The following is a 19,632-nucleotide window of genomic DNA, read 5'->3' as shown; positions in this document are numbered from 1 at the left end:
ATTTTTATTCGGAAAAAATCGAACCGGACTCAACCCGATGACGTGAGGTGAAAACTCCTCACGGCGCGGCAGGAAAGGGGTGGTATCATATCGGCCTCTTTCATCTGGAATTTTCACTGTGACCTTATTGACCTCATTTGCTGAACTGAACGCGCTTCCTGCGGAGCAACTCACCACCCTTAACGAGCTGGGCTACCAGACCATGACGCCGATTCAGGCGGCGGCGTTACCGGCGATTCTGGCAGGAAAAGACGTCCGCGCGCAGGCGAAAACCGGCAGCGGCAAAACCGCTGCTTTCGGCCTGGGCCTGTTACAGCATCTTGATGCCGGGCAGTTCAATACCCAGTCGCTGGTGCTGTGCCCGACCCGTGAACTCGCCGATCAGGTAGCAAACGAGCTGCGTCGTCTGGCTCGCTACATGCCGAACATCAAGGTGCTGACCCTCTGCGGCGGCGTACCGTTCAGCATCCAGCGCGACTCGCTGACCCATGCCCCCCACATCATTGTCGCCACGCCGGGCCGACTGCTGGATCACCTGAAAAAGGAGACGGTAAGCCTTGATGCCCTGCAGACGCTGGTGCTGGATGAAGCTGACCGGATGCTCGATATGGGCTTTGCCGACGCCATCAACGAGGTTATCGCCCACGTACCCGCTCAGCGTCAGACGCTGCTGTTTTCCGCCACCTGGCCGGATGCCATTGCCGCCATCAGTCATCGTATTCAGCGCGATCCGCTGATCATTGAAATCGGTACGGTGGATGAACTCCCGGCGGTTGAGCAGCAGTTCTATGAGGTTTCCCGCAACGGCAAACTCGATCTGCTGCAGAAACTGCTGAGCCGCGAACAGCCTGCTTCCTGCGTGGTGTTCTGTAACACCAAAAAAGACTGTCAGGCGGTATACGACGCCCTGACCGCCAGTAACCAGAGCGTACTGGCGCTGCATGGAGATATGGAACAGCGTGACCGCGATCAGACGCTGGTGCGCTTCGCTAACGGTAGCAGCCGTGTGCTGGTGGCAACCGACGTTGCCGCGCGTGGGCTGGATATCAAAGCGCTGGAGATGGTGGTTAACTACGAGCTGTCGTGGGATCCCGAAGTGCATATCCACCGCATCGGCCGTACCGCCCGCGCCGGTGAAAGCGGGCTGGCCATCAGCCTCTGCGCGCCGGAAGAGGCCCAGCGTGCGAATGCGCTCGAAGAAATGCTGAATATGAAACTCAACTGGCACCCGCTGCCGACCGGGCTGCGCATCACCCCGCTGGAAGCCACTATGGCGACGCTGTGCATCGACGGCGGCAAGAAAGCCAAAATGCGTCCCGGCGATATTCTGGGAGCGTTAACCGGTGACATGGGGTTGGATGGCGCCGATATCGGTAAGATTATGATTCACCCGACGCATGCCTACGTGGCGGTGAAGCAGTCGGTAGCCCGCCATGCGTGGAAGCAGTTGCAGCAGGGGAAAATTAAAGGCAAGGCGGTGAAAGTCCGGTTGCTGAAGTGATGTGAGAAAAAAATCACGTATGCGCTGTGGTCCTCGATTAACTGATAACGCATAAGGTTTTCTGGCCGCTCGGCGGTCAGAACCTGCTTTGTCTTTCCTATTTTAGATTTCAGAGAAAAGAGGGGAAATAGACGGTAAGCTAATTATTAGATCAGAGTAAACTATCCACTCAAGATGAAAAACAGGAGCCACGCACTTTACACTAGCGCTCCGTATAAGAATGACCTATAAATAAGTCACCGTCACCACGTTAATTCAGACGGTTTATACGTTATCTCTATGCTTTTTAGGAATAAATAGTTCGCTTTTTCTAATTGTTTCCCAATATTCATATTATTAAGGATGAATGCTATGAATGGAAATATAGTTTGCTGGGTTCGTCATTGTTTCAGTGCGGCTGTTTTTGTATCAGCCACGGCAGGTTCGTTCTCTGCCGCTGCTGATACAGTAAAAATTGACGCAAAAATCAATTACCAGACAATTCAAGGGTTTGGTGGAATGAGTGGGGTTGGTTGGATCAATGATCTGACAACAGAACAAATTAATACTGCATTCGGTAGTGATGTCGACCAGATAGGGCTATCAATTATGCGAATCAGAATTGATCCAGACTCCAGTAAATGGAATATACAGCTTCCGAGTGCACGTCAGGCCGTCTCGCTAGGGGCTAAATTAATGGCAACCCCCTGGACACCTCCCGCGTATATGAAAAGCAACAACAGCCTGATAAACGGCGGGCGTTTGCTGCCGGCATATTATTCCGCCTATACCTCGCACCTGCTGGATTTTTCCAAATACATGCAGACTAATGGTGCTTCTCTTTATGCCATTTCTATACAAAATGAACCTGACTGGAAACCCGACTATGAATCTTGTGAGTGGAGTGGTGATGAATTTAAAAGCTATCTTAAATCGCAAGGCTCTAAATTTGGTTCTCTTAAAGTAATTGTCGGAGAGTCATTAGGATTTAATCCTAAATTAACTGACCCGGTATTGAATGATAGTGACGCATCAAAATACGTTGCAATCGTAGGGGGACACTTATATGGCACAACGCCTAAAGCGTATCCTTTAGCTCAAAACGCGGGTAAACAGATTTGGATGACCGAGCACTATGTTGACTCAAAGCAATCGGCTAATAACTGGACGTCAGCCCTTGAAGTGGGAACTGAGCTGAATGCCAGCATGGTGGCAAACTATAATGCTTATGTATGGTGGTATATCCGCCGCTCCTATGGATTGCTTACTGAGGACGGCAAAGTCAGTAAGCGTGGTTATGTGATGTCTCAATATGCCCGGTTCGTTCGCCCAGGGTTCCAGCGTATTCAGGCTACGGAAAACCCCCAGTCAAATGTTCATCTGACAGCCTACAAGAACGCAGATGGAAAAATGGTCATTGTTGCGGTAAACACGAATGATTCAGATCAAATGCTGTCGTTGAATATCAGTAATGCCAACGTCGGTAAATTTGAAAAATACAGCACATCCGCGGTGATGAATGTTGAATATGGCGGAACATATCAGGTCGATAATAGCGGCAAAGCGACGGTATGGCTAAATCCGTTAAGTGTGACGACCTTTGTCAGTAAATAACCAGCCCTGTTAGCCCGATTGGTTCTGATAAATCAGACTGAAAGCATGAGAGTTACCGATTGCGATAGGGGATAGCGCCCTGATGCAAAAAAGTAACTCTCATGTTGCTTACTAATAATCGTCATTAAATACAACGCATGCTTACTGAATCAGGCTGAAGAAATCGGTAATCTGATTGATTGGGGAAGAGAATAATCAGGGAAGAGATCAACGTTTGGCGTTGTATTCGACCTGCACGAGCGTTTTCCATAATTTTATCTGGCTGTGTTTTGGATTAAAAAATCAATCAGCGTCTTGACTCTTTTGGTTTTACCCGCGCTTTTAGGGTAGTAGAGATAAACTGGCGGATAGGTTTTCCAGTAAGACTCCATCACGGGAATAAACTTCTCTTTATCCGGCTGTAACCGATAAATGGGTTCAAATAGCCTGCCAATACCCAAGCCGTTACGTATTCCGTCAGCCATAACGTCAATATCGTTGCTGATTAACTGGCCCGGCATATCAACGGTCAATTGCTCTCCTTTATAATCCAGAATCAGTGGAAGGATGCGATTATTAGTAATGAATCGGTAACCGATAAGTCTGTGCTGGTGAAGATCGGCCGGTGACGCCGGCGTACCGAACGCTTTAAGATATGCCGCTGAAGCGTACAGCCCTTCCCGAAAAGGCTTCATCAGCTGGCGCGCAACAACGCCGCCCTCAAGAATGTCGCCAAACCGAATCCCCAGATCGAATCTTTCATCAATGATATTGATGGTCCCGTCGTAAACGGAAATCTCAAGTTGGATCCCCGGATAACGCTGGCAAAACTCCGCCATCGCGGGTTTGAGTATAAGCAGGTAAGCGAAGCGGGAGAGGGTAATCCTGATCAGACCTGATGGTTCCTGATTTTGATCTTTTATGCTTTCCAGTGCTTTTTCCAACGAGTCCACGGCGACAGCGGTCTGCTCTAACAACTGCTGCCCGGCATCCGTCAGTTCAATACGCCGCGTTGTGCGGACAAACAGGGGATGACCAATGTGCTGTTCAAGGAGTTTGAGCGCCTTACTGACCGAGGGAGGGGTGATCTCCAGTTTTCTTGCGGCAGCCGAGATACTGCCCTCGCGCGCAATGCTCTGGAAGATGCGTATTTGGTTGTATATCACGTTATTCATCACGTCATCCTGATGCAATGGGCTACTGATTATTAACCACAGGCTAAATATCCTTGAATCAATGATGGCCTAATCTTATCAAAATCGCGAGCTTATACTTCTCCTCGGTTACTCCCCTGTTTGTTAAGTTCAGGAGCCTGAAATGAGAATGTTGTGTCTGGATATACCTGCCACCGGAGCCACTCTGGAAAATTATGCCCCTCATCTGACTTCGGAGGCTTTACATGCCTGGGGTTTGTATAAATCCGGTGTTATCAGGGATATCTATTTCCGTCAGGATCGCCCTGGCGTAGCAATTTTTCTGGAGTGCGATTCGGTAGACGAAGCCAGAACGGTCATGGCGGATTTCCCGCTTGCAAAAGCCGGTCTGCTTGCCTTTGAGTGCATCCCTCTTGGCTCATTTACTAACTGGGAAACGCTTTTTTCCAGCGAGTACAAAAATCGGTCAGAGGAAGCGATGAAATGAAATCAGACCTGAAGCCCGTATTGTGCGTCGTCACCAGCCATCCGATAAAAGGTGCGTCCGGTGTTGCTACCGGATTCTACATGGCCGAACTCACGCATCCCATGAAAGTTCTGGAAGACGCAGGGATCAAAACGATTATTGCCAGCATACGCGGAGGCCAGCCGCCGGTGGACGGCTTCGAGCTTAGCGATCCCGCGAACGCCTGGTTCTGGAACGAAACCGATTTTCAGCATCGATTGGCCAACACACCGTCCTTATCTGAACTGAATGGCGCAGACTATTCCGCCGTCTTCTTTGCCGGTGGGCACGGAACCATGTGGGACTACCGCGATAGTCAAGATGCGCAGCGGATTATCCGGGAAGTTTACGAAAGCGGTGGGATCGTCTCTGCCGTATGTCACGGCCCGGCTGCGCTTGTCGATGCAAAACTCAGTAACGGTGAATACCTTGTGAAAGGTAAGAATGTTGCGGCTTTCACCAATAAAGAAGAGCACGAAGTACAGGGAACGGCAATCGTGCCTTTTCTGTTAGAAACCGCCCTCAGGGAGCATGGCGCACTTCACCATGAGGCGCCTAATTGGTCAGTAAATATTATTACTGATGGGCGCTTAATTACCGGTCAAAACCCGGCCTCAGCGCACGGCGTTGGCGTGGCTCTGGTGGACGCGCTGCTATAGCGATTGGCTGATTTCTCCACTTATCAGGACACTGATACCGGATTGCCGCGGTTCTCACTGCTTCAATTTTGCCTTACGTTCAACAACCCTCAATCTTTGTGGCCGGATGCAGCAGCATGCCGCCGGCCGTTTTTTCCGGAGAAAGAAATGAAACATTTACCGAAAATAGCGCTGGGAACCTGGTCCTGGGGGGCGGGATTCGCAGGTGGAGACACCGTATTCGGTAACAGTCTCTCTGATAAACAGATGGAAGACGTGTTCAGTACCGCTATGGATAAGGGGCTTAACCTTTGGGACACCGCCGCCGTTTATGGGATGGGCAGCTCCGAAACGGCTCTGGGGACGCTGGTTCGCCGGTATCCGCGTAACGACATCATTTTATCCACTAAATTTACGCCGCAAATTGCTGATGAGAAAGCCGCCCAGCCCGTGACCGCCATGCTTGAGGAAAGCCTTGAGCGTCTTGGCGTTCAGGCGATTGATATCTACTGGATCCATAATCCTTCTGATGTAGAGAAATGGGTGCCGGGTCTTATTCCACTTTTACAAAGTGGCAGGGTTAAGCACGTTGGGGTGTCCAATCACAGTCTGGAGCAGATCAAGCGGGCAAATGAAATCCTTAAGCCGGCAGGTTTTTCAGTAAGCGCGGTTCAGAATCACTACAGTCTGTTGTATCGGTCATCAGAAGATGCCGGGATCCTCGACTATTGCCATAAGAATAACATCATATTTTTTGCCTACATGGTGCTGGAACAAGGGGCGCTGAGCGGTCGTTACAGCCCGGAAAACCCTATGCCTCCCGGCAGCGGGCGAGCTGAAACCTATAACAACGTTTTACCGCAGTTGGAAAATCTAACCGAGGCGATGAAGGCTATTGGTGCAGCCAGAAACGCCAGCGTCGCGCAGGTCGCCATCGCATGGGCAGTGGCGAAAGGCACACTGCCTATTATCGGAGCCACAAAAGTACATCATGTGCTGGACGCTGCCGGCGCAGCGGAAATCCAACTCAGCGCCGACGAAACTGAAATGCTGGAACGCCTGGCTGAAGAAACGGGCGTTGATACCCGCGGCGCATGGGAAAAACCGATGATTTAGCACGTTTATCATGGAATAAGCGGCTGAGATTAAGCCATTGATTCGTGGCTTAGCGCTGACAACACGGACAGTTAAAGGGAAGAACCGTTATGACATCAGGATTTTCCGTCGGGCGTCGCAACGTGCTACGGGCTGGATTCAACGTTCTGGCGGGTATAGCCATGTCCAGCCTGTTCTCTCGTTTTACTACGGCTGCGGTCATCCACCTCCACGAGCGGAGAGCGAAAACGATGAAAGTCATTTGCCTTGAAGAACATACTCTGGATAAACCGCTGGGCATGGCATCCTTGCCCGTAGCGCTTGCTCAGGCACCGTTTCTTTCTGACTGGGGACGGACCGTGTCTGATGGCAATAATCCGGATCGACGCCGTCCACAAATCGAAAAAAACGGCCTGATTAATGTTAAGGGCGCAGACATTGGCGACGGGCGTTTAAACGATATGGACAATGCCGGTATTACCATGCAGGTTTTGTCGATCGGAGGATTTCCTCATCTTGCCCCGGCCGCTGACGTCATCAATCTGAGCCGCGCGGCTAACGACCGCCTCGCCGAGGCGGTGAGCCGTAATCCCGGCCGGTTCGCAGCTTTCGCGACGCTTCCCTGGGCGCAGCCCGATGCGGCCGAAGAGGAGCTTGGGAGGGCGGTCAATCAGTTGGGGTTCAAAGGCGCGCTGTTAAACGGCAGGCCATCAGAAAATTTTCTCGACCATCCGGACTTCGAAAGCCTTTTGTCCCGTTTTAACGAGCTCAAAGTGCCGCTCTATCTGCATCCGGGGCTGCCGGTTCACACCGTGCAGCAGGCTTATTACAGTGGCTTCAGCGATGAGGTTTCCGCCAGGCTGTCAATGTTTGGCTGGGGATGGCATCACGAAGCGGGGATTCATTTGCTGCGATTAATCCTGTCCGGCGCATTCGACCGATACCCTGATTTGCAGGTGATCAGTGGTCACTGGGGAGAGATGTTGCCGTTCTGGTTACAACGTCTTGACGATAGTATTCCGCAGGCTGCTTCAGGTTTGCATCGCTCCATGACGCAGACCTTTCAGGAGCAGGTTTACGTTACGCCCAGCGGTATGCTGACTTTGCCCCATTTCCGGTTTATTTATGAACTTATGGGGGCTAAGCGAATTCTTTTCTCTGTCGATTATCCCTACCAGACCCTGGATGGCGTGATGGAGTTTATCCAACGCTTGCCCATCGCTGAAGAAGAAAAAGAAGCGATAGCCTTCCGCAATGCGGAGCAGTTACTCGGCTTAATATCTTAACGAGAGACTAACTCCGGCATCACAAGGGAAGGTCAATCTGGCTTTTGCTTATTATTAGTTTTTAGCTAAAAGTCCTTAAGCTATTAGTACCCTAAAAAACAGAATCTGACCTGCCTATACTGTACATCTGTGATACAACGCACTGTTAACGAGCTAAAAATGCAAAACATATTGATTATTTCAGGACATCCTAATCTTAAGGAGTCCGTAGGTAATGTGGTAATTCTGGACGAGGTGGCTCAGGCTCTGCCTGACGTTGAAATCCGTTGTCTGGATACGCTCTATCCGGATTACAACATCGACGTTGCAGCGGAGCAGGAAGCGCTGCTGAAAGCCGACGTAATTGTCTGGCAGTTTCCTTTTTCCTGGTATTCGCTGCCAGGAATTATGAAATTATGGCTCGATCGGGTTTTTGTTCACGGATTTGCTCATGGGTCAACGGCAAAACTCGGTGGTAAAAAACTCATTCTCTCTTTCACTACCGGGGCACCTCAAGCGCTTTATTCCTCTGAAGGATTCTTTGGTCATACCATTGAAGATTATCTGACTCAGTTTGAGACTACCGCGGTGCTGTGTAATCTGGATATGCAGGAACCGGTTTATACCTGCGGCATTAGTTATGCGGATCGCGACGAAGCCAAAATAGCGCAACAGCAAACGATGGCAAAAGAACACGCCTCACGTCTGATTGCTATCTTGAAAGCGTTATCACCCGAATAGATGAAGGAGCAACGGATGAAATGGATTCAATTCTGTAGAGCAGCAAAAATTGCCATTATTTTTATGTTTCTGTTTCCGGTCAGTAAAGCCACCAGCAACGATAAGACTAATATTAAAACACTCGTTATCGTTTCCCATCCTTATCCGGAACGCTCTGTTATGACCAAGGGTTTGCAGGCGGCAGCGGAGCGCGTTGAAGGCGTGACGGTTCGTAATCTCGAAACGCTCTATGGTTTTGACACGCGCAAAATTAATGCTGAAGAAGAGCGGCGGATAATGCGGGAACATGCACGCATTGTTTTTATATTTCCGACCCACTGGTTCAATATTACCCCCATGATGAAAGCCTGGATGAATGACACATGGGGCAATGTTGGGCCGGGATTATGGCAAGGTAAAGAGATGCTCATCGTCAGCACGGCGGCTGGCGGAGACTCTACTTATGGCGAAGCAGGCAGAATCGGCGTCACGCTTGCTGATGTATTTTTGCCAATGAAAGCAAGCGCTTTACACGCCGGTATGACTTATCTTGCACCGCTTGTCTTTCTGCACGCCAGCAGCAGCCGGCTTGCAGAATATCAGCGACAACTTATTGAACGTCTTAAAATGTAGATTGATAGATTCTCATCCGATAACCCGTTATTAAACAAAGGCAAACTGTGAAAAATATCATAGCCATTGCACTATTCCTGCTGAGCAGTAGCCCTGTTTTTGCTCAGAGTGCAGCATCTGTGGATAAACCCATTATGAATATCTTCGAACTCGACATCAAAACGGGGAAAAACCATCTATATAACGAAATTGCCAGAAGCAATATTACCGCTTCCATAGAAAATGAACGCGGCACATTAGCGATGTACGCTTTACGGCGTAAAGATAATCCTCATCATGCGTATATGATTGAAATTTATTCGGGCCATGATGCTTACAACAAACATTTAGATTCAAATCAGTATAAGGATTTTATTAAACGAGCGCCCGAACTGATTGATCAGAAGCGCAAAACGGAAGTCACGTCACAGTTTCTAAGCGATAAGAAAATCGTACAGAACGAAAAGACGATAAATAACCTGGTTATTGTCGATGTGAAACCTGAGTATCAGCAAGCGTTCAGAAATATTGTGCTACCTGAAATGGCCGAATCTTTGAGGGTTGAGGAGGGCGTACTGGCTATGTACGCCGCGACCGATGCTAATAAGGAAAACCGCTGGTACTTCTATGAAATTTACGCCAGTGAAACTGAATATCAACGGCACCGAGAAACGCCGCACTTCAGGGCTTATATAACGCAAACGACAGAAATGACGACCAGGAAAGCGTCTATTCCGGTTGTGCCGGACTTTCTCAGGAATAAGGGTGATATGAAGGCGAGTGATGAACAACATTAAATATCATCTCTGAAACATCATCTACTTAATTGATAAATGAGGTTTTGCTATGAAAAAGGCTATTGCCGCCGCCGCGATGTCACTCGTCCTGGCAGAGTTTGCATCTGCTGAAGAAAAACAAGGTGAAGCTATGTTGAAAGTTAATCCATCAATCCTGTCAGTTGCCGATATTCAGTCGGTTTCACCCGCACTGGCCCGCTTCGGGAGTGAAGTGATAACGAATGACCTCTGGAAACGAGGCGAGCTATCCCAGCGCGACCGTAGCATTGTAACGGTGGCTATTCTTATTGCCAGAAACCAGCCCGCAGAGCTCAAACATTATGTCGGGGTCGCCCTCGATAGCGGGGTTACGACGGTTGAAATATCAGAAATAGTTACCCACCTGGCTTTTTATTCCGGTTGGCCAAATGCGATGTCCGCCATTGCGGTCATCAAAGGCGTTTTTCACGATCGCGGAATTGGGGCAGAACAGTTAGCCGAAGCCTCTCCGGCGCTTCTGCCGCTTAATCAGGAGGCGGAGAAACAGCGTTCAGAAACGGTAGAAAAAAACGTCGGGCCTATTTCTCCCGGGCTGGTGAAATTTACGGCCGACCCTCTCTTTCTTGACTTGTGGCAGAGGCCCGCGCTGAAGCCCCGCGATCGAAGCCTCGTGACGGTCAGCGCGCTGATTGCATCGGGACAGAGTGCGCAAATTAGTTACCACCTTAACCGGGCGATGGACAATGGGCTGACCGCCGAAGAGGCTGGTGAGCTTGTGACTCATGCCGCGTTCTATGCCGGCTGGCCAAATGCTTTTTCAGCAGCCCCGGTTGTAGGCGAGGTTTTGCGCGCCCGCGTAACGAAAGCAGGATAAGAAGGGCGGTAGATAAGAATACAACGTTCAATAATATAAAAACGATTTTATCATGGCCGGTGCTGTGTAATACCAGTGAGCATAATGTCCTTATACCGTTATGGTACTCACCTATGTGTTCAGTTTGGGCTGGGCTTCCATAAGATCATCTGAGCATTCTGAAAAGAAAAACCCACGCAATTACGTGGGTTTTATCAGGTATGTTGTTTCTTATGAGATTCGGCGAAATCTCATGAGACAACAGAAATTATTTTTAGACGTTGAACAAGAAGTTCATAATATCGCCATCCTTAACGATATATTCTTTCCCTTCTGAACGCATTTTGCCGGCTTCTTTGGCGCCTTGTTCACCTTTGTACGTGATGAAATCGTCAAAGGCGATGGTCTGGGCGCGGATAAAACCTTTTTCGAAGTCGGTGTGGATTTTACCGGCCGCCTGCGGGGCAGTGGCGCCGACCGGGATGGTCCAGGCGCGGACTTCTTTCACCCCGGCGGTGAAGTAGGTTTGCAGGTTAAGCAACTCATAACCGGCGCGGATCACGCGGTTCAGCCCCGGCTCTTCCAGACCTAACTCGGCCATAAACTCTTCGCGATCGGCATCATCGAGTTCCGCAATATCTGATTCAACGGCGGCACAGACGGCCACGACAACAGAACCTTCAGCGGCAGCGATTTCACGTACTTTATCGAGGTACGGGTTGTTTTCGAAACCGTCTTCGTTGACGTTGGCGATGTACATGGTTGGCTTCAGTGTCAGGAAACTCAGATATTTGATTGCTGCTTTATCTTCATCGCTTAAATCCAGCGAACGCAGCATGCCTGCGTTTTCCAACTGCGGTAAGCATTTCTCCAACGCGGCCAGTTCAGCTTTCGCATCTTTATCGCCGCCTTTGGCTCTTTTCTGCACGCGATGAATGGCGCGCTCGCAGGTATCGAGGTCAGACAACGCCAGTTCGGTGTTGATCACGTCGATGTCATCGGCCGGATCAACTTTGTTGTTTACGTGGATGATGTTGTCGTTTTCAAAACAGCGCACCACGTGGCCGATGGCTTCGGTTTCACGGATGTTGGTCAGGAACTGGTTGCCCAAACCTTCGCCTTTGGACGCGCCTTTTACCAGACCGGCGATATCCACAAATTCCATGGTGGTGGGGACGGTACGCTGTGGTTTGACAATCTCGGCCAACTGGTCGAGGCGCAGGTCCGGCATCGGCACTACGCCGGTGTTAGGCTCGATAGTACAAAACGGAAAGTTGGCCGCTTCGATGCCGGCTTTGGTCAGCGCGTTGAACAGAGTGGATTTACCCACGTTAGGCAGCCCAACGATACCGCATTTGAATCCCATGTTTATGTCACCTTAAAAATCACTAATCATCAGACTTTCGTTGCAAAAAGCCTGTCAGAATGGAAAAAGTCAGTCTTGACGCCAATTATACACATAATGCGGCATGAACTCGATCCGCCCGATCGCCCATTACGACGCTTTGAACGCGTGCAGACGGTTCATGGCTTTGATCATGTCTTCCTTCATCAGGATATCGGTGCAGCGCAATGATTCGTCAATCGCCTGATCGATCAGCGCCTGTTCGCTGGTGGGCGGCTTACCCAGCACAAATCCCACCACCTTGTTTTTATCGCCCGGATGGCCGATGCCGATGCGCAACCGATGAAAATTGGGGTTGTTGCCGAGTTTGCTAACGATATCCTTCAGCCCATTGTGGCCGCCGTGACCGCCGCCGAGCTTCAGTTTGGCGACGCCGGGCGGCAGATCCAGTTCATCATGCGCCACCAGAATTTCATCCGGCGCGATACGGTAAAAGGTCGCCATCGCCGCCACCGCTTTGCCGCTCAGGTTCATGAACGTGGTGGGCACCAGCAGGCGCACATCCTTGCCTGCCAGCGTCAGGCGCGCGGTATAGCCGAAAAACTTGCTCTCTTCTTTCAGCGACTGCCGGTAGGCTTCCGCCAGACGGTCAACGTACCAGGCGCCGGCGTTATGGCGGGTGGCGGCGTATTCGGCGCCGGGGTTGGCCAGACCTACAATCAATTTGATGCCACTCACAGTTTAATACCACTCATAATTCGATACGACTCACGCGATACGTTTCCGGATTGGGTGCCGCCGGAGGCAACGCAACTCACCGGGATAATTGGCAAAGTCGTTAGTTTAACTCAGGGGAAGTTGATCACCAACATGTGATCCTTCACGCAGCCCCATTGTGAAGTGCTGTTTATACTGTGAACAGATCAGAAAGACACGCAGCAATATTCTGATTATTTCCACTGGATATTTCTGGAGGTGAAATATGAAACGTAGAAATGCTGTGATGGTAGGCAACGCATTTATGGGATTAGGTATGTTGCTTATGATTGCCGGAATAGCCTATTCGATTGCCAATCAGCTGCCTGAATTGAATTTGCCGGGTTCGCTCTATTATATAGAACTGCTGGCTATTTTTGCCGGTGCTATTCTGTGGCTGGCCGGCGCGCGTATTGGTGGGCGGGAAAACGTGACGGATCGTTATTGGTGGCTGAAGCACTTTGATAAGCGCTGCCGCCGCGAACGGCATCTATAAATAGTTCTGCATATTAATGGGTTATCTTTTTCCATTCTGGCGCATAACGTTGACCGGATAAAGCGGAACGGCAGATAAGAACAAGGATAATATTATGTGCTCACATGGCTATTTAGGCGCGATAGACAACTTCCTTATTTAGCAAAAAGTTGATTTTAACCTGGTAGTGGCTGAATGCGGTGGCGGACACCCGCAACGTTAATGCTTAAAAATCAGCATATAACCCCATGATGTTAATGGGGAGAATTATATTTACTCAAATATTCATTGTACGTGAGCATATATCGATAAAGGCACGCAGCTTGGGTTGATTTCTGCCCGCTTTGGAAAAGTAGAGAAAAAGACCATCATTGCCTGGAGAACTGTCAAGCAGCGCAGGCTCCAGCGTTCCCATTGCCAGTTCGCGCGAAGTATGAAACGTAGAAGAATAAATGAGTCCAACCCCTTTAACGGCAAGGCTACGCATAAGCTCGCCATCGTTGACAGTAATAGGGCCAGCCGGATCAATTCGTACTGTTTCATTGTTCTCAATAAACTCCCAACGGTAAATATCGCCTTTTTCCGGGCGACGAAACCGGATGCATTCATGATGAACAAGATCGCTGGTAACGTTGGGCTTCCCCTTTGCTTTGAAATAGGCGGGTGATCCAAAAACGGCCCATTGGAAAGGTTTGGAAAGCCTAATTGCAATCATATCCTGCTCAATGTATGAACCGATCAAAATACCGGCATCATAACCTTCAGAAATAAAATTGTTGTGACGATTACTGACGGTAATGTCCAGGTTTACATTTGGCCACGCCTGACGAAATGCGGGCAGTAGAGGCTCGATGACATGCGGTAAGGCCAGGCGTTCCACAATCAACCGCAATGTGCCGGCAGGCGCTCTGGACGACTGAATGGTATCTTCAAGGCTGGTTGCAATTGCACGCGCAGCAGGTTCAATCTTCAAAAGCAGGTTTTTTCCTGCTTCTGTCAGTGCCATTTTGCGGGTTGTTCTATGAAAGAGCAGTACGCCGAGACGGTGTTCCAGTTTCTGTAGCGCCAGGCTGATGGCCCCCGGTGTTTTGCCAAGATCAAGAGCCGCCTTCCGGATACTGAGCCTTTTCGAGATGGCTAGAAATTCCTGCAATCCATCAAAGTTATTGTCCTGGCTCATCTCGCATTCTCATCTGTTTTAGCTCGTCCGCATATTGACATTCTGCGGTAATAATCCTCATCAATACAAGATTATTAGCCTGTTTTTTTAAACAATCTGTCCCGTTTTAGCTGTCTACTTCTGGTTATTGAACTTGGATACAGTGAGGACAACTCCAACAACCTGAAGGAAATCATATGTCACTTGCAAAGTATTTCGTTCGTCTCATCGTCGCAATTACCGCATTCACGGCTTCTATCGTTGCGGAGGCAGCTCAGGACACTCAAAAGCAAGAAAAAATACTCATCGTCGTTTCCAGTCTGGATAAGAAAACCGAGAATCTCGTCGGCGGGTTTTGGTTTCCAGAACTGACTCATCCGGTTAAGGTGTTTGATAAAGCGGGCCTTGATTTTGATATCGCCAGTCCCAAAGGCGGTTTGGCGCCTTTCGATGGTTTTGATTTGAAAGATCAGGCCAGTCTGGATTTCTGGACCAATCCTCGTCACCGAAACAAGCTGGGGCAAACGATTAAACTATCGGATATCGACCCATCAAAATATTCTGCGATTCTGCTTGTCGGCGGTCATGGCCCGATGTGGGATTTTGTAAATAACGCCGAACTTAGTCGCATTGCGCGGGCTATGTATGAAAATAACGACATTATTAGTGCCGTTTGTCATGGTCCCGCAGGGCTCATAAACGTGAAACTCAGCAACGGTGAAAACTTAATTAAAGGCCGTCGCCTCACGGGGTTCACCGCTGAGGAAGAGGTTTCGCGTCAGTACGACAAGATCGTTCCATTTGAACTGGAAAGCGCTTTGGAAAAGGGCGGCGCCAGGTTTGAACAGGCCCCCATATTTGAGAACAAAGTCGTGGTGGATGGCCGCCTGATCACCGGACAAAATCCAGCTTCGGCAACGGCGCTGGGAGAAGCAGTGGTCAAGGCGTTACAAGCCAGGACACGGTAAAAAACGACTGCATAGCCGATAGTTCCACGCGGCTAAGAATCGGCTGCTGGTTCGGTGTCTCGGTCAAAACCCGGAAATATTTTTCGCTGCCAGTAAAAACGCCATCGGATGATGATTATCCGATGGCGTAGTTATTTGCAGCGAAAATATCGATTAGTGCTCAAACATCGCAGAAATGGATTCTTCGTTGCTGATACGGCGGATGGCTTCCGCCAGCATGCCTGACAAGGTCAGCGTGCGTACGTTAGGCAGCGATTTGATATTTTCTGACAGCGGAATGGTATCGCAGACAATCACTTCATCAATAACAGAGTTCTTGATGTTCTCGTAAGCGTTGCCAGAGAAAATCGGATGGGTGGCGTAAGCGAAGACGCGTTTGGCGCCACGCTCTTTCAGGGCTTCCGCCGCTTTGCACAAGGTGCCGCCGGTGTCGATCATGTCGTCGACCAGCACGCAGTCGCGGCCGGCTACGTCACCGATGATGTGCATCACCTGAGAGACGTTGGCGCGCGGGCGGCGCTTGTCGATGATCGCCATATCGGTGTCGTTCAGCAGTTTGGCGATAGCGCGGGCGCGAACCACGCCGCCGATATCCGGAGAAACGACGATCGGGTTGTCCAGATTCTGTTGCAACATGTCTTCCAACAGGATCGGGCTGCCGAACACGTTGTCCACCGGCACGTCGAAGAACCCCTGAATCTGCTCGGCGTGGAGATCCACCGTCAGGACACGGTCAACGCCGACGCTGGAGAGGAAGTCAGCCACAACTTTGGCGGTAATCGGCACACGGGCGGAACGCACACGGCGATCCTGACGGGCATAGCCGAAGTAGGGGATAACAGCGGTAATACGTCCTGCGGAAGCGCGGCGCAGGGCATCAACCATAACGACCAGCTCCATCAGATTGTCATTGGTGGGAGCACAGGTCGACTGGATGATGAAAATATCACCACCGCGTACATTTTCGTTGATTTGTACGCTGACTTCGCCGTCGCTAAAACGACCAACAGCAGCGTCGCCCAGACTGGTGTACAAACGGTTGGCAATACGTTGTGCTAGTTCCGGTGTGGCGTTACCAGCAAAAAGCTTCATATCAGGCACGAGAAGAACCTCAAGCTTGCGTCCAGAGAAATATCCGCCTGCGGAAGGCCGTGTGTCGTACCGCAAGCAGGATATACATACGGGTGTATGGAAAAGATCGCTAGAACATCACGGTCGGCGGTGGTGTTTTAGCAATCCTTAGATTGCCCGGAAAGCCGCCGTTGCAGCGGGGAAACGTTAACACCACGCGCAACAAAGCCATGCAATAATCCTTCCGGGGCCCGGTTTAGCACCTGACGAGCGGCGGACTCGGTGTCGAATTCGGCAAACACGCAAGCGCCGGTGCCGGTCAGGCGCGACGGTGCGTATTCTAACAGCCATAAAAGTCGCTCTTCAACCTCACGAAAACGTTTTCTTGCGACGGCTTCACAATCGTTGCTGAAAGTTTGTGTCAGTAATTGTGACAGCGGGCGTACCGGCGTATCTCGCGTCAAATCCGGATCGGCAAAGATGAGCGGGGTCGGAATGCTGACGCCGGGATGAACCACCAGATACCATTTTTCCGGCGGCGACACGGGGGTCAGCTGTTCTCCCACGCCTTCGGCGAACGCGGCGTGCCCATGCACGAATACCGGGACATCCGCTCCCAGCTTCAGGCCCAGTGCGGCCAGCGTGTCGACCGGTATCTGGCAGCGCCACAACTGGTTCAGCGCCACTAATACGGTAGCGGCGTTTGACGAACCGCCGCCCAAGCCGCCGCCCATCGGCAGACGTTTGTCGACGGCGATGTCGGCGCCGGCAAACGGTAACCCCGCCTGTTGACAATAGGTCTGCAACTGGCGAGCGGCGCGAACCACCAGATTTTGTTCATCGGGGACGCCGGGCAACGGCGTCGACAACACAATGTGCTGATCCTGACGCGGGGTGATGGTCAGGGTGTCGCCGTAATCCAGAAACTGAAACAGCGTCTGCAGATTATGGTATCCGTCCGGGCGGCGGCCGGTGATGTACAAAAACAGATTCAGCTTGGCCGGGGAAGGCCAGCGATTGCATGCGGTCGCCATGATTTATTGCGTCGTCCAGTTGTCCATTTTCAGTTTGATGCGCTGCTCGCCCTGCGTCAGTTCCAGGCTTTGCGGCAACGGCAGCGGACCATCGGTATAGGACTGATAGGACACGCTCCAGTGCTGGTCGCCCTGCTGATAGTTTACGCTGCGCAGCAGGGCGCGCTCATCCAGTGCGAAATCCTGCGCGTCGCCCGGCAGGCCGAGCATCCACTGGCGCAAATTATCGAGCGGAATAGCCATGCCGGTTAGCTGCTGAACCATGTATTGCGCGTCTTTACCCACATAGCGCTTGCCCTGACCGTCGGTAATTTGAACGCTGTTCGCGCCGGCCTGCAGTTCCAGTTCGGTACTGCCCAGCGGGCTGGTCAGCAGCAGACGGTAACGCTGCGGCGAAAATTGCTGCCAGAAGAAACGGGCATACAGCTTTTTCCTATCGGAAATATAGGCGAATGAGCCGCGGGTCTGATAGTTGGTCAGATTCTGCACTTTTTGCTCATGCTCGCGCCACTCGGGAGAGGTCGGTTTTTTACCCGGCAAGGTGGGCTGCGTCAGGGTACAGGCAGTCAGTAACACACTCGCCAAAGGCAGTAACCGTAAGGCGCGAACGGGATTATTGGGCATGTCGAAAAGGTCCTGTTACAAGCATCATGGGTTCACAACAAGGCGTCACGCTAGCGGGGTTGGCTGGCAGCGTCAATGCCTGTGATGCTGCCCGGCGCGCTGGCGACAACGTGAACGCGGTTGCCCTGGGTCACTTTTCTTGCCCGCAGGCTTCAAGTAGAATGCCCCTCAGATGAAACCCATACTAACACCGGGATTACTCTGTAAACCATGACCCTGCTTGCGCTTGGCATCAATCATAAAACAGCACCAGTCTCTCTGCGGGAGCGCGTAGCGTTCTCTCCGGACAGACAGGGGCAGGCGCTGCACAGTCTGTTACAGCAACCGTTAGTTCAGGGCGGCGTGTTGCTTTCCACCTGCAACCGTACCGAACTCTATCTCAGCGTGGACGAGCAGGAAAACCGGCACGAGCAACTGATTGCCTGGCTGTGTGATTATCACCGGCTCAATCCTGAGGAAATCCGTAAAAATCTCTACTGGCATGAAGGCAACGCTGCTGTTAGTCATCTGATGCGCGTCGCCAGCGGGCTGGATTCGCTGGTGCTGGGTGAACCCCAGATTCTGGGGCAGGTCAAGAAAGCGTTTGCCGATTCTCAGCGCGAACGTTCGCTGTCCGGCGATCTGGAGCGCATGTTCCAGAAATCGTTTACCGTCGCCAAACGGGTGCGTACCGAAACCGATATCGGCGCCAGCGCGGTGTCGGTAGCGTTTGCCGCCTGTACGCTGGCGCGGCAGATCTTCGAATCTTTGGCCGACGTCAATGTGCTGCTGGTGGGCGCAGGCGAAACCATCGAACTGGTGTCCCGCCATCTGCGCGAACACCGCGTGAAGCGGATGGTGATTGCCAACCGGACGCGCGAGCGCGCTCAGGCGCTGGCGGAAGAAGTGGGCGCCGACGTGATTACACTGGCGGAACTGGATGCGTATTTGCCGCAGGCGGACATTGTCATCAGTTCCACCGCCAGTACGCTGCCCATCATCGGCAAAGGGATGATGGAGCGTACGATGAAAACCCGCCGTAATCAGCCGATGCTGATGGTGGATATCGCCGTTCCGCGCGACATCGAACCTGAAGTAGGGCGGCTGCCGAACATTTATCTGTATAGCGTCGACGACCTGCAGGCCATCATTCAGCACAATCTGGCGCAGCGCAAAGCGGCGGCCATTCAGGCTGAGTCCATCGTGCAGCAGGAGTGCTCGGAGTTCATGGCCTGGCTGCGCGCGCAGGCGGCGGTGGACACCATCCGCGATTATCGCTCTCAGGCGGATCGCCTGCGCGAGGACATGACCGCCAAAGCGCTGGCGGCGATACAGAATGGCGGCGATGTAGATGCCATCGTACAGGAACTGGCGCACCGGCTGACCAACCGCCTGATTCATGCTCCCACCCGGTCATTGCAACAGGCCGCCCGCGACGGCGATCTGGAGCGTTTGCAGATTTTGCGTGACAGCCTCGGTCTGAACTAGCATTCTTCTTCCCCCATAATGATTCAACACAGGATTGAACCG

20 protein-coding genes are annotated in these 19,632 nt (G+C 51.4%); 13 read left to right on the top strand and 7 right to left on the bottom strand.

Translation table 11 applies throughout. The annotated features are described in order from the left end of the window. Positions 1–127: 127 nt before the first annotated feature. Together dbpA and CPA59_RS11615 are read left to right on the top strand one after the other, a co-directional pair. On the top strand, positions 128–1,501 hold the full coding sequence (gene dbpA, locus CPA59_RS11620; protein ID WP_107760816.1) for an ATP-dependent RNA helicase DbpA: 1,374 nt from the start codon (positions 128–130) through the stop codon (positions 1,499–1,501). A 351-nt stretch (positions 1,502–1,852) separates the two neighbouring features. Beyond that, complete coding sequence (locus CPA59_RS11615; protein WP_107759433.1) at positions 1,853–3,094, top strand: glycoside hydrolase family 30 beta sandwich domain-containing protein; 1,242 nt, start codon at positions 1,853–1,855, stop codon at positions 3,092–3,094. A 254-nt stretch (positions 3,095–3,348) separates the two neighbouring features. Here CPA59_RS11615 and CPA59_RS11610 read toward each other — a convergent pair whose 3' ends face one another. Next, positions 3,349–4,248, bottom strand: coding sequence for a LysR family transcriptional regulator (locus CPA59_RS11610; RefSeq protein WP_049855417.1), 900 nt, complete (start codon positions 4,246–4,248; stop codon positions 3,349–3,351). A 142-nt stretch (positions 4,249–4,390) separates the two neighbouring features. Here CPA59_RS11610 and CPA59_RS11605 point away from each other — a divergent pair, with 142 nt between their 5' ends. The 8 genes from CPA59_RS11605 (at position 4,391) to CPA59_RS11570 (ending at position 10,712) form a co-directional block, all read left to right on the top strand. Next, positions 4,391–4,714: a superoxide dismutase gene (locus tag CPA59_RS11605; protein ID WP_107759431.1), complete on the top strand. Its 324-nt coding sequence runs from the start codon at positions 4,391–4,393 to the stop codon at positions 4,712–4,714. Continuing rightward, the gene (locus CPA59_RS11600; RefSeq protein WP_049855419.1) at positions 4,711–5,391 is read left to right on the top strand and encodes a type 1 glutamine amidotransferase domain-containing protein; all 681 of its coding nucleotides are present in this window, start codon (positions 4,711–4,713) and stop codon (positions 5,389–5,391) included. Before CPA59_RS11605 ends, CPA59_RS11600 begins: the two co-directional genes overlap by 4 nt. A gap of 147 nt (positions 5,392–5,538) precedes the next feature. Beyond that, positions 5,539–6,486 (top strand): aldo/keto reductase, encoded by a 948-nt coding sequence (locus CPA59_RS11595; protein ID WP_038919122.1) that lies wholly within the window; start codon positions 5,539–5,541, stop codon positions 6,484–6,486. 230 nt (positions 6,487–6,716) lie between these two features. Further along, a complete protein-coding gene (locus CPA59_RS11590) occupies positions 6,717–7,751 on the top strand; it encodes an amidohydrolase family protein (protein WP_049855432.1) in 1,035 nt (344 codons plus the stop codon). A 159-nt stretch (positions 7,752–7,910) separates the two neighbouring features. Continuing rightward, the gene (locus tag CPA59_RS11585; protein WP_038919121.1) at positions 7,911–8,471 is read left to right on the top strand and encodes an NAD(P)H-dependent oxidoreductase; all 561 of its coding nucleotides are present in this window, start codon (positions 7,911–7,913) and stop codon (positions 8,469–8,471) included. Between the two features lie 63 nt (positions 8,472–8,534). Further along, on the top strand, positions 8,535–9,083 hold the full coding sequence (locus CPA59_RS11580; protein ID WP_255412304.1) for an NAD(P)H-dependent oxidoreductase: 549 nt from the start codon (positions 8,535–8,537) through the stop codon (positions 9,081–9,083). Positions 9,084–9,130: 47 nt separating this feature from the next. Continuing rightward, complete coding sequence (locus tag CPA59_RS11575; RefSeq protein WP_255412213.1) at positions 9,131–9,859, top strand: putative quinol monooxygenase; 729 nt, start codon at positions 9,131–9,133, stop codon at positions 9,857–9,859. Between the two features lie 49 nt (positions 9,860–9,908). After that, on the top strand, positions 9,909–10,712 hold the full coding sequence (locus CPA59_RS11570; protein WP_107759427.1) for a carboxymuconolactone decarboxylase family protein: 804 nt from the start codon (positions 9,909–9,911) through the stop codon (positions 10,710–10,712). 253 nt (positions 10,713–10,965) lie between these two features. Here the strand turns inward: CPA59_RS11570 and ychF are convergent, their stop codons facing one another. Both ychF and pth read right to left on the bottom strand, forming a co-directional pair. Further along, positions 10,966–12,057 (bottom strand): redox-regulated ATPase YchF, encoded by a 1,092-nt coding sequence (gene ychF / locus CPA59_RS11560; RefSeq protein ID WP_038658500.1) that lies wholly within the window; start codon positions 12,055–12,057, stop codon positions 10,966–10,968. A gap of 129 nt (positions 12,058–12,186) precedes the next feature. After that, a complete protein-coding gene (pth, locus tag CPA59_RS11555; protein WP_038658503.1) occupies positions 12,187–12,774 on the bottom strand; it encodes an aminoacyl-tRNA hydrolase in 588 nt (195 codons plus the stop codon). A 244-nt stretch (positions 12,775–13,018) separates the two neighbouring features. On the opposite strand from pth, the gene ychH reads away from it, so the two are divergent. Beyond that, positions 13,019–13,288: a stress-induced protein YchH gene (ychH, locus tag CPA59_RS11550; protein WP_038919116.1), complete on the top strand. Its 270-nt coding sequence runs from the start codon at positions 13,019–13,021 to the stop codon at positions 13,286–13,288. A gap of 256 nt (positions 13,289–13,544) precedes the next feature. On the opposite strand, the gene CPA59_RS11545 is transcribed toward ychH, so the two are convergent. Beyond that, positions 13,545–14,447 (bottom strand): LysR family transcriptional regulator, encoded by a 903-nt coding sequence (locus tag CPA59_RS11545; protein ID WP_038919115.1) that lies wholly within the window; start codon positions 14,445–14,447, stop codon positions 13,545–13,547. A 176-nt stretch (positions 14,448–14,623) separates the two neighbouring features. Here CPA59_RS11545 and CPA59_RS11540 point away from each other — a divergent pair, with 176 nt between their 5' ends. Continuing rightward, positions 14,624–15,394 carry a type 1 glutamine amidotransferase domain-containing protein gene (locus CPA59_RS11540; protein WP_107759423.1) on the top strand — a complete coding sequence of 257 codons (771 nt, stop codon included), beginning with the start codon at positions 14,624–14,626 and terminating at the stop codon, positions 15,392–15,394. 153 nt (positions 15,395–15,547) lie between these two features. On the opposite strand, the gene prs is transcribed toward CPA59_RS11540, so the two are convergent. The 3 genes from prs to lolB all read right to left on the bottom strand — a co-directional run bounded on the left by prs (position 15,548) and on the right by lolB (position 18,123). After that, positions 15,548–16,495 (bottom strand): ribose-phosphate diphosphokinase, encoded by a 948-nt coding sequence (prs, locus tag CPA59_RS11535; RefSeq protein WP_012769780.1) that lies wholly within the window; start codon positions 16,493–16,495, stop codon positions 15,548–15,550. Positions 16,496–16,623: 128 nt separating this feature from the next. Next, positions 16,624–17,499 (bottom strand): 4-(cytidine 5'-diphospho)-2-C-methyl-D-erythritol kinase, encoded by an 876-nt coding sequence (ispE, locus tag CPA59_RS11530; protein WP_038919112.1) that lies wholly within the window; start codon positions 17,497–17,499, stop codon positions 16,624–16,626. A gap of 3 nt (positions 17,500–17,502) precedes the next feature. After that, a complete protein-coding gene (lolB, locus tag CPA59_RS11525; protein ID WP_039695402.1) occupies positions 17,503–18,123 on the bottom strand; it encodes a lipoprotein insertase outer membrane protein LolB in 621 nt (206 codons plus the stop codon). A gap of 210 nt (positions 18,124–18,333) precedes the next feature. Between lolB and hemA the strand changes: the two genes are divergently transcribed. Beyond that, a complete protein-coding gene (hemA, locus tag CPA59_RS11520; RefSeq protein WP_038919111.1) occupies positions 18,334–19,590 on the top strand; it encodes a glutamyl-tRNA reductase in 1,257 nt (418 codons plus the stop codon). The last annotated feature ends 42 nt before the right edge of the window (positions 19,591–19,632 follow it).

Origin of the sequence: Dickeya sp. Secpp 1600 (assembly GCF_003049805.1) — a bacterium.
Classification (GTDB): domain Bacteria; phylum Pseudomonadota; class Gammaproteobacteria; order Enterobacterales; family Enterobacteriaceae; genus Dickeya; species Dickeya fangzhongdai.
The sequence above is the reverse complement of the archived record's forward strand: the minus strand, read 5'-3'. Positions and strand labels throughout refer to the sequence as shown.

Bases quoted from the DNA above. Each gene is read 5' to 3' on its own strand.
- CPA59_RS11615 (WP_107759433.1), top strand. From the start codon at position 1,853: ATGAATGGAAATATAGTTTGCTGGGTTCGTCATTGTTTCAGTGCGGCT.
- CPA59_RS11610 (WP_049855417.1), bottom strand. From the start codon at position 4,248: ATGAATAACGTGATATACAACCAAATACGCATCTTCCAGAGCATTGCG.
- CPA59_RS11605 (WP_107759431.1), top strand. From the start codon at position 4,391: ATGAGAATGTTGTGTCTGGATATACCTGCCACCGGAGCCACTCTGGAA.
- CPA59_RS11600 (WP_049855419.1), top strand. From the start codon at position 4,711: ATGAAATCAGACCTGAAGCCCGTATTGTGCGTCGTCACCAGCCATCCG.
- CPA59_RS11595 (WP_038919122.1), top strand. From the start codon at position 5,539: ATGAAACATTTACCGAAAATAGCGCTGGGAACCTGGTCCTGGGGGGCG.
- CPA59_RS11590 (WP_049855432.1), top strand. From the start codon at position 6,717: ATGAAAGTCATTTGCCTTGAAGAACATACTCTGGATAAACCGCTGGGC.
- CPA59_RS11585 (WP_038919121.1), top strand. From the start codon at position 7,911: ATGCAAAACATATTGATTATTTCAGGACATCCTAATCTTAAGGAGTCC.
- CPA59_RS11580 (WP_255412304.1), top strand. From the start codon at position 8,535: ATGTTTCTGTTTCCGGTCAGTAAAGCCACCAGCAACGATAAGACTAAT.
- CPA59_RS11570 (WP_107759427.1), top strand. From the start codon at position 9,909: ATGAAAAAGGCTATTGCCGCCGCCGCGATGTCACTCGTCCTGGCAGAG.
- ychF (WP_038658500.1), bottom strand. From the start codon at position 12,057: ATGGGATTCAAATGCGGTATCGTTGGGCTGCCTAACGTGGGTAAATCC.
- ychH (WP_038919116.1), top strand. From the start codon at position 13,019: ATGAAACGTAGAAATGCTGTGATGGTAGGCAACGCATTTATGGGATTA.
- CPA59_RS11545 (WP_038919115.1), bottom strand. From the start codon at position 14,447: ATGAGCCAGGACAATAACTTTGATGGATTGCAGGAATTTCTAGCCATC.
- CPA59_RS11540 (WP_107759423.1), top strand. From the start codon at position 14,624: ATGTCACTTGCAAAGTATTTCGTTCGTCTCATCGTCGCAATTACCGCA.
- ispE (WP_038919112.1), bottom strand. From the start codon at position 17,499: ATGGCGACCGCATGCAATCGCTGGCCTTCCCCGGCCAAGCTGAATCTG.
- lolB (WP_039695402.1), bottom strand. From the start codon at position 18,123: ATGCCCAATAATCCCGTTCGCGCCTTACGGTTACTGCCTTTGGCGAGT.
- hemA (WP_038919111.1), top strand. From the start codon at position 18,334: ATGACCCTGCTTGCGCTTGGCATCAATCATAAAACAGCACCAGTCTCT.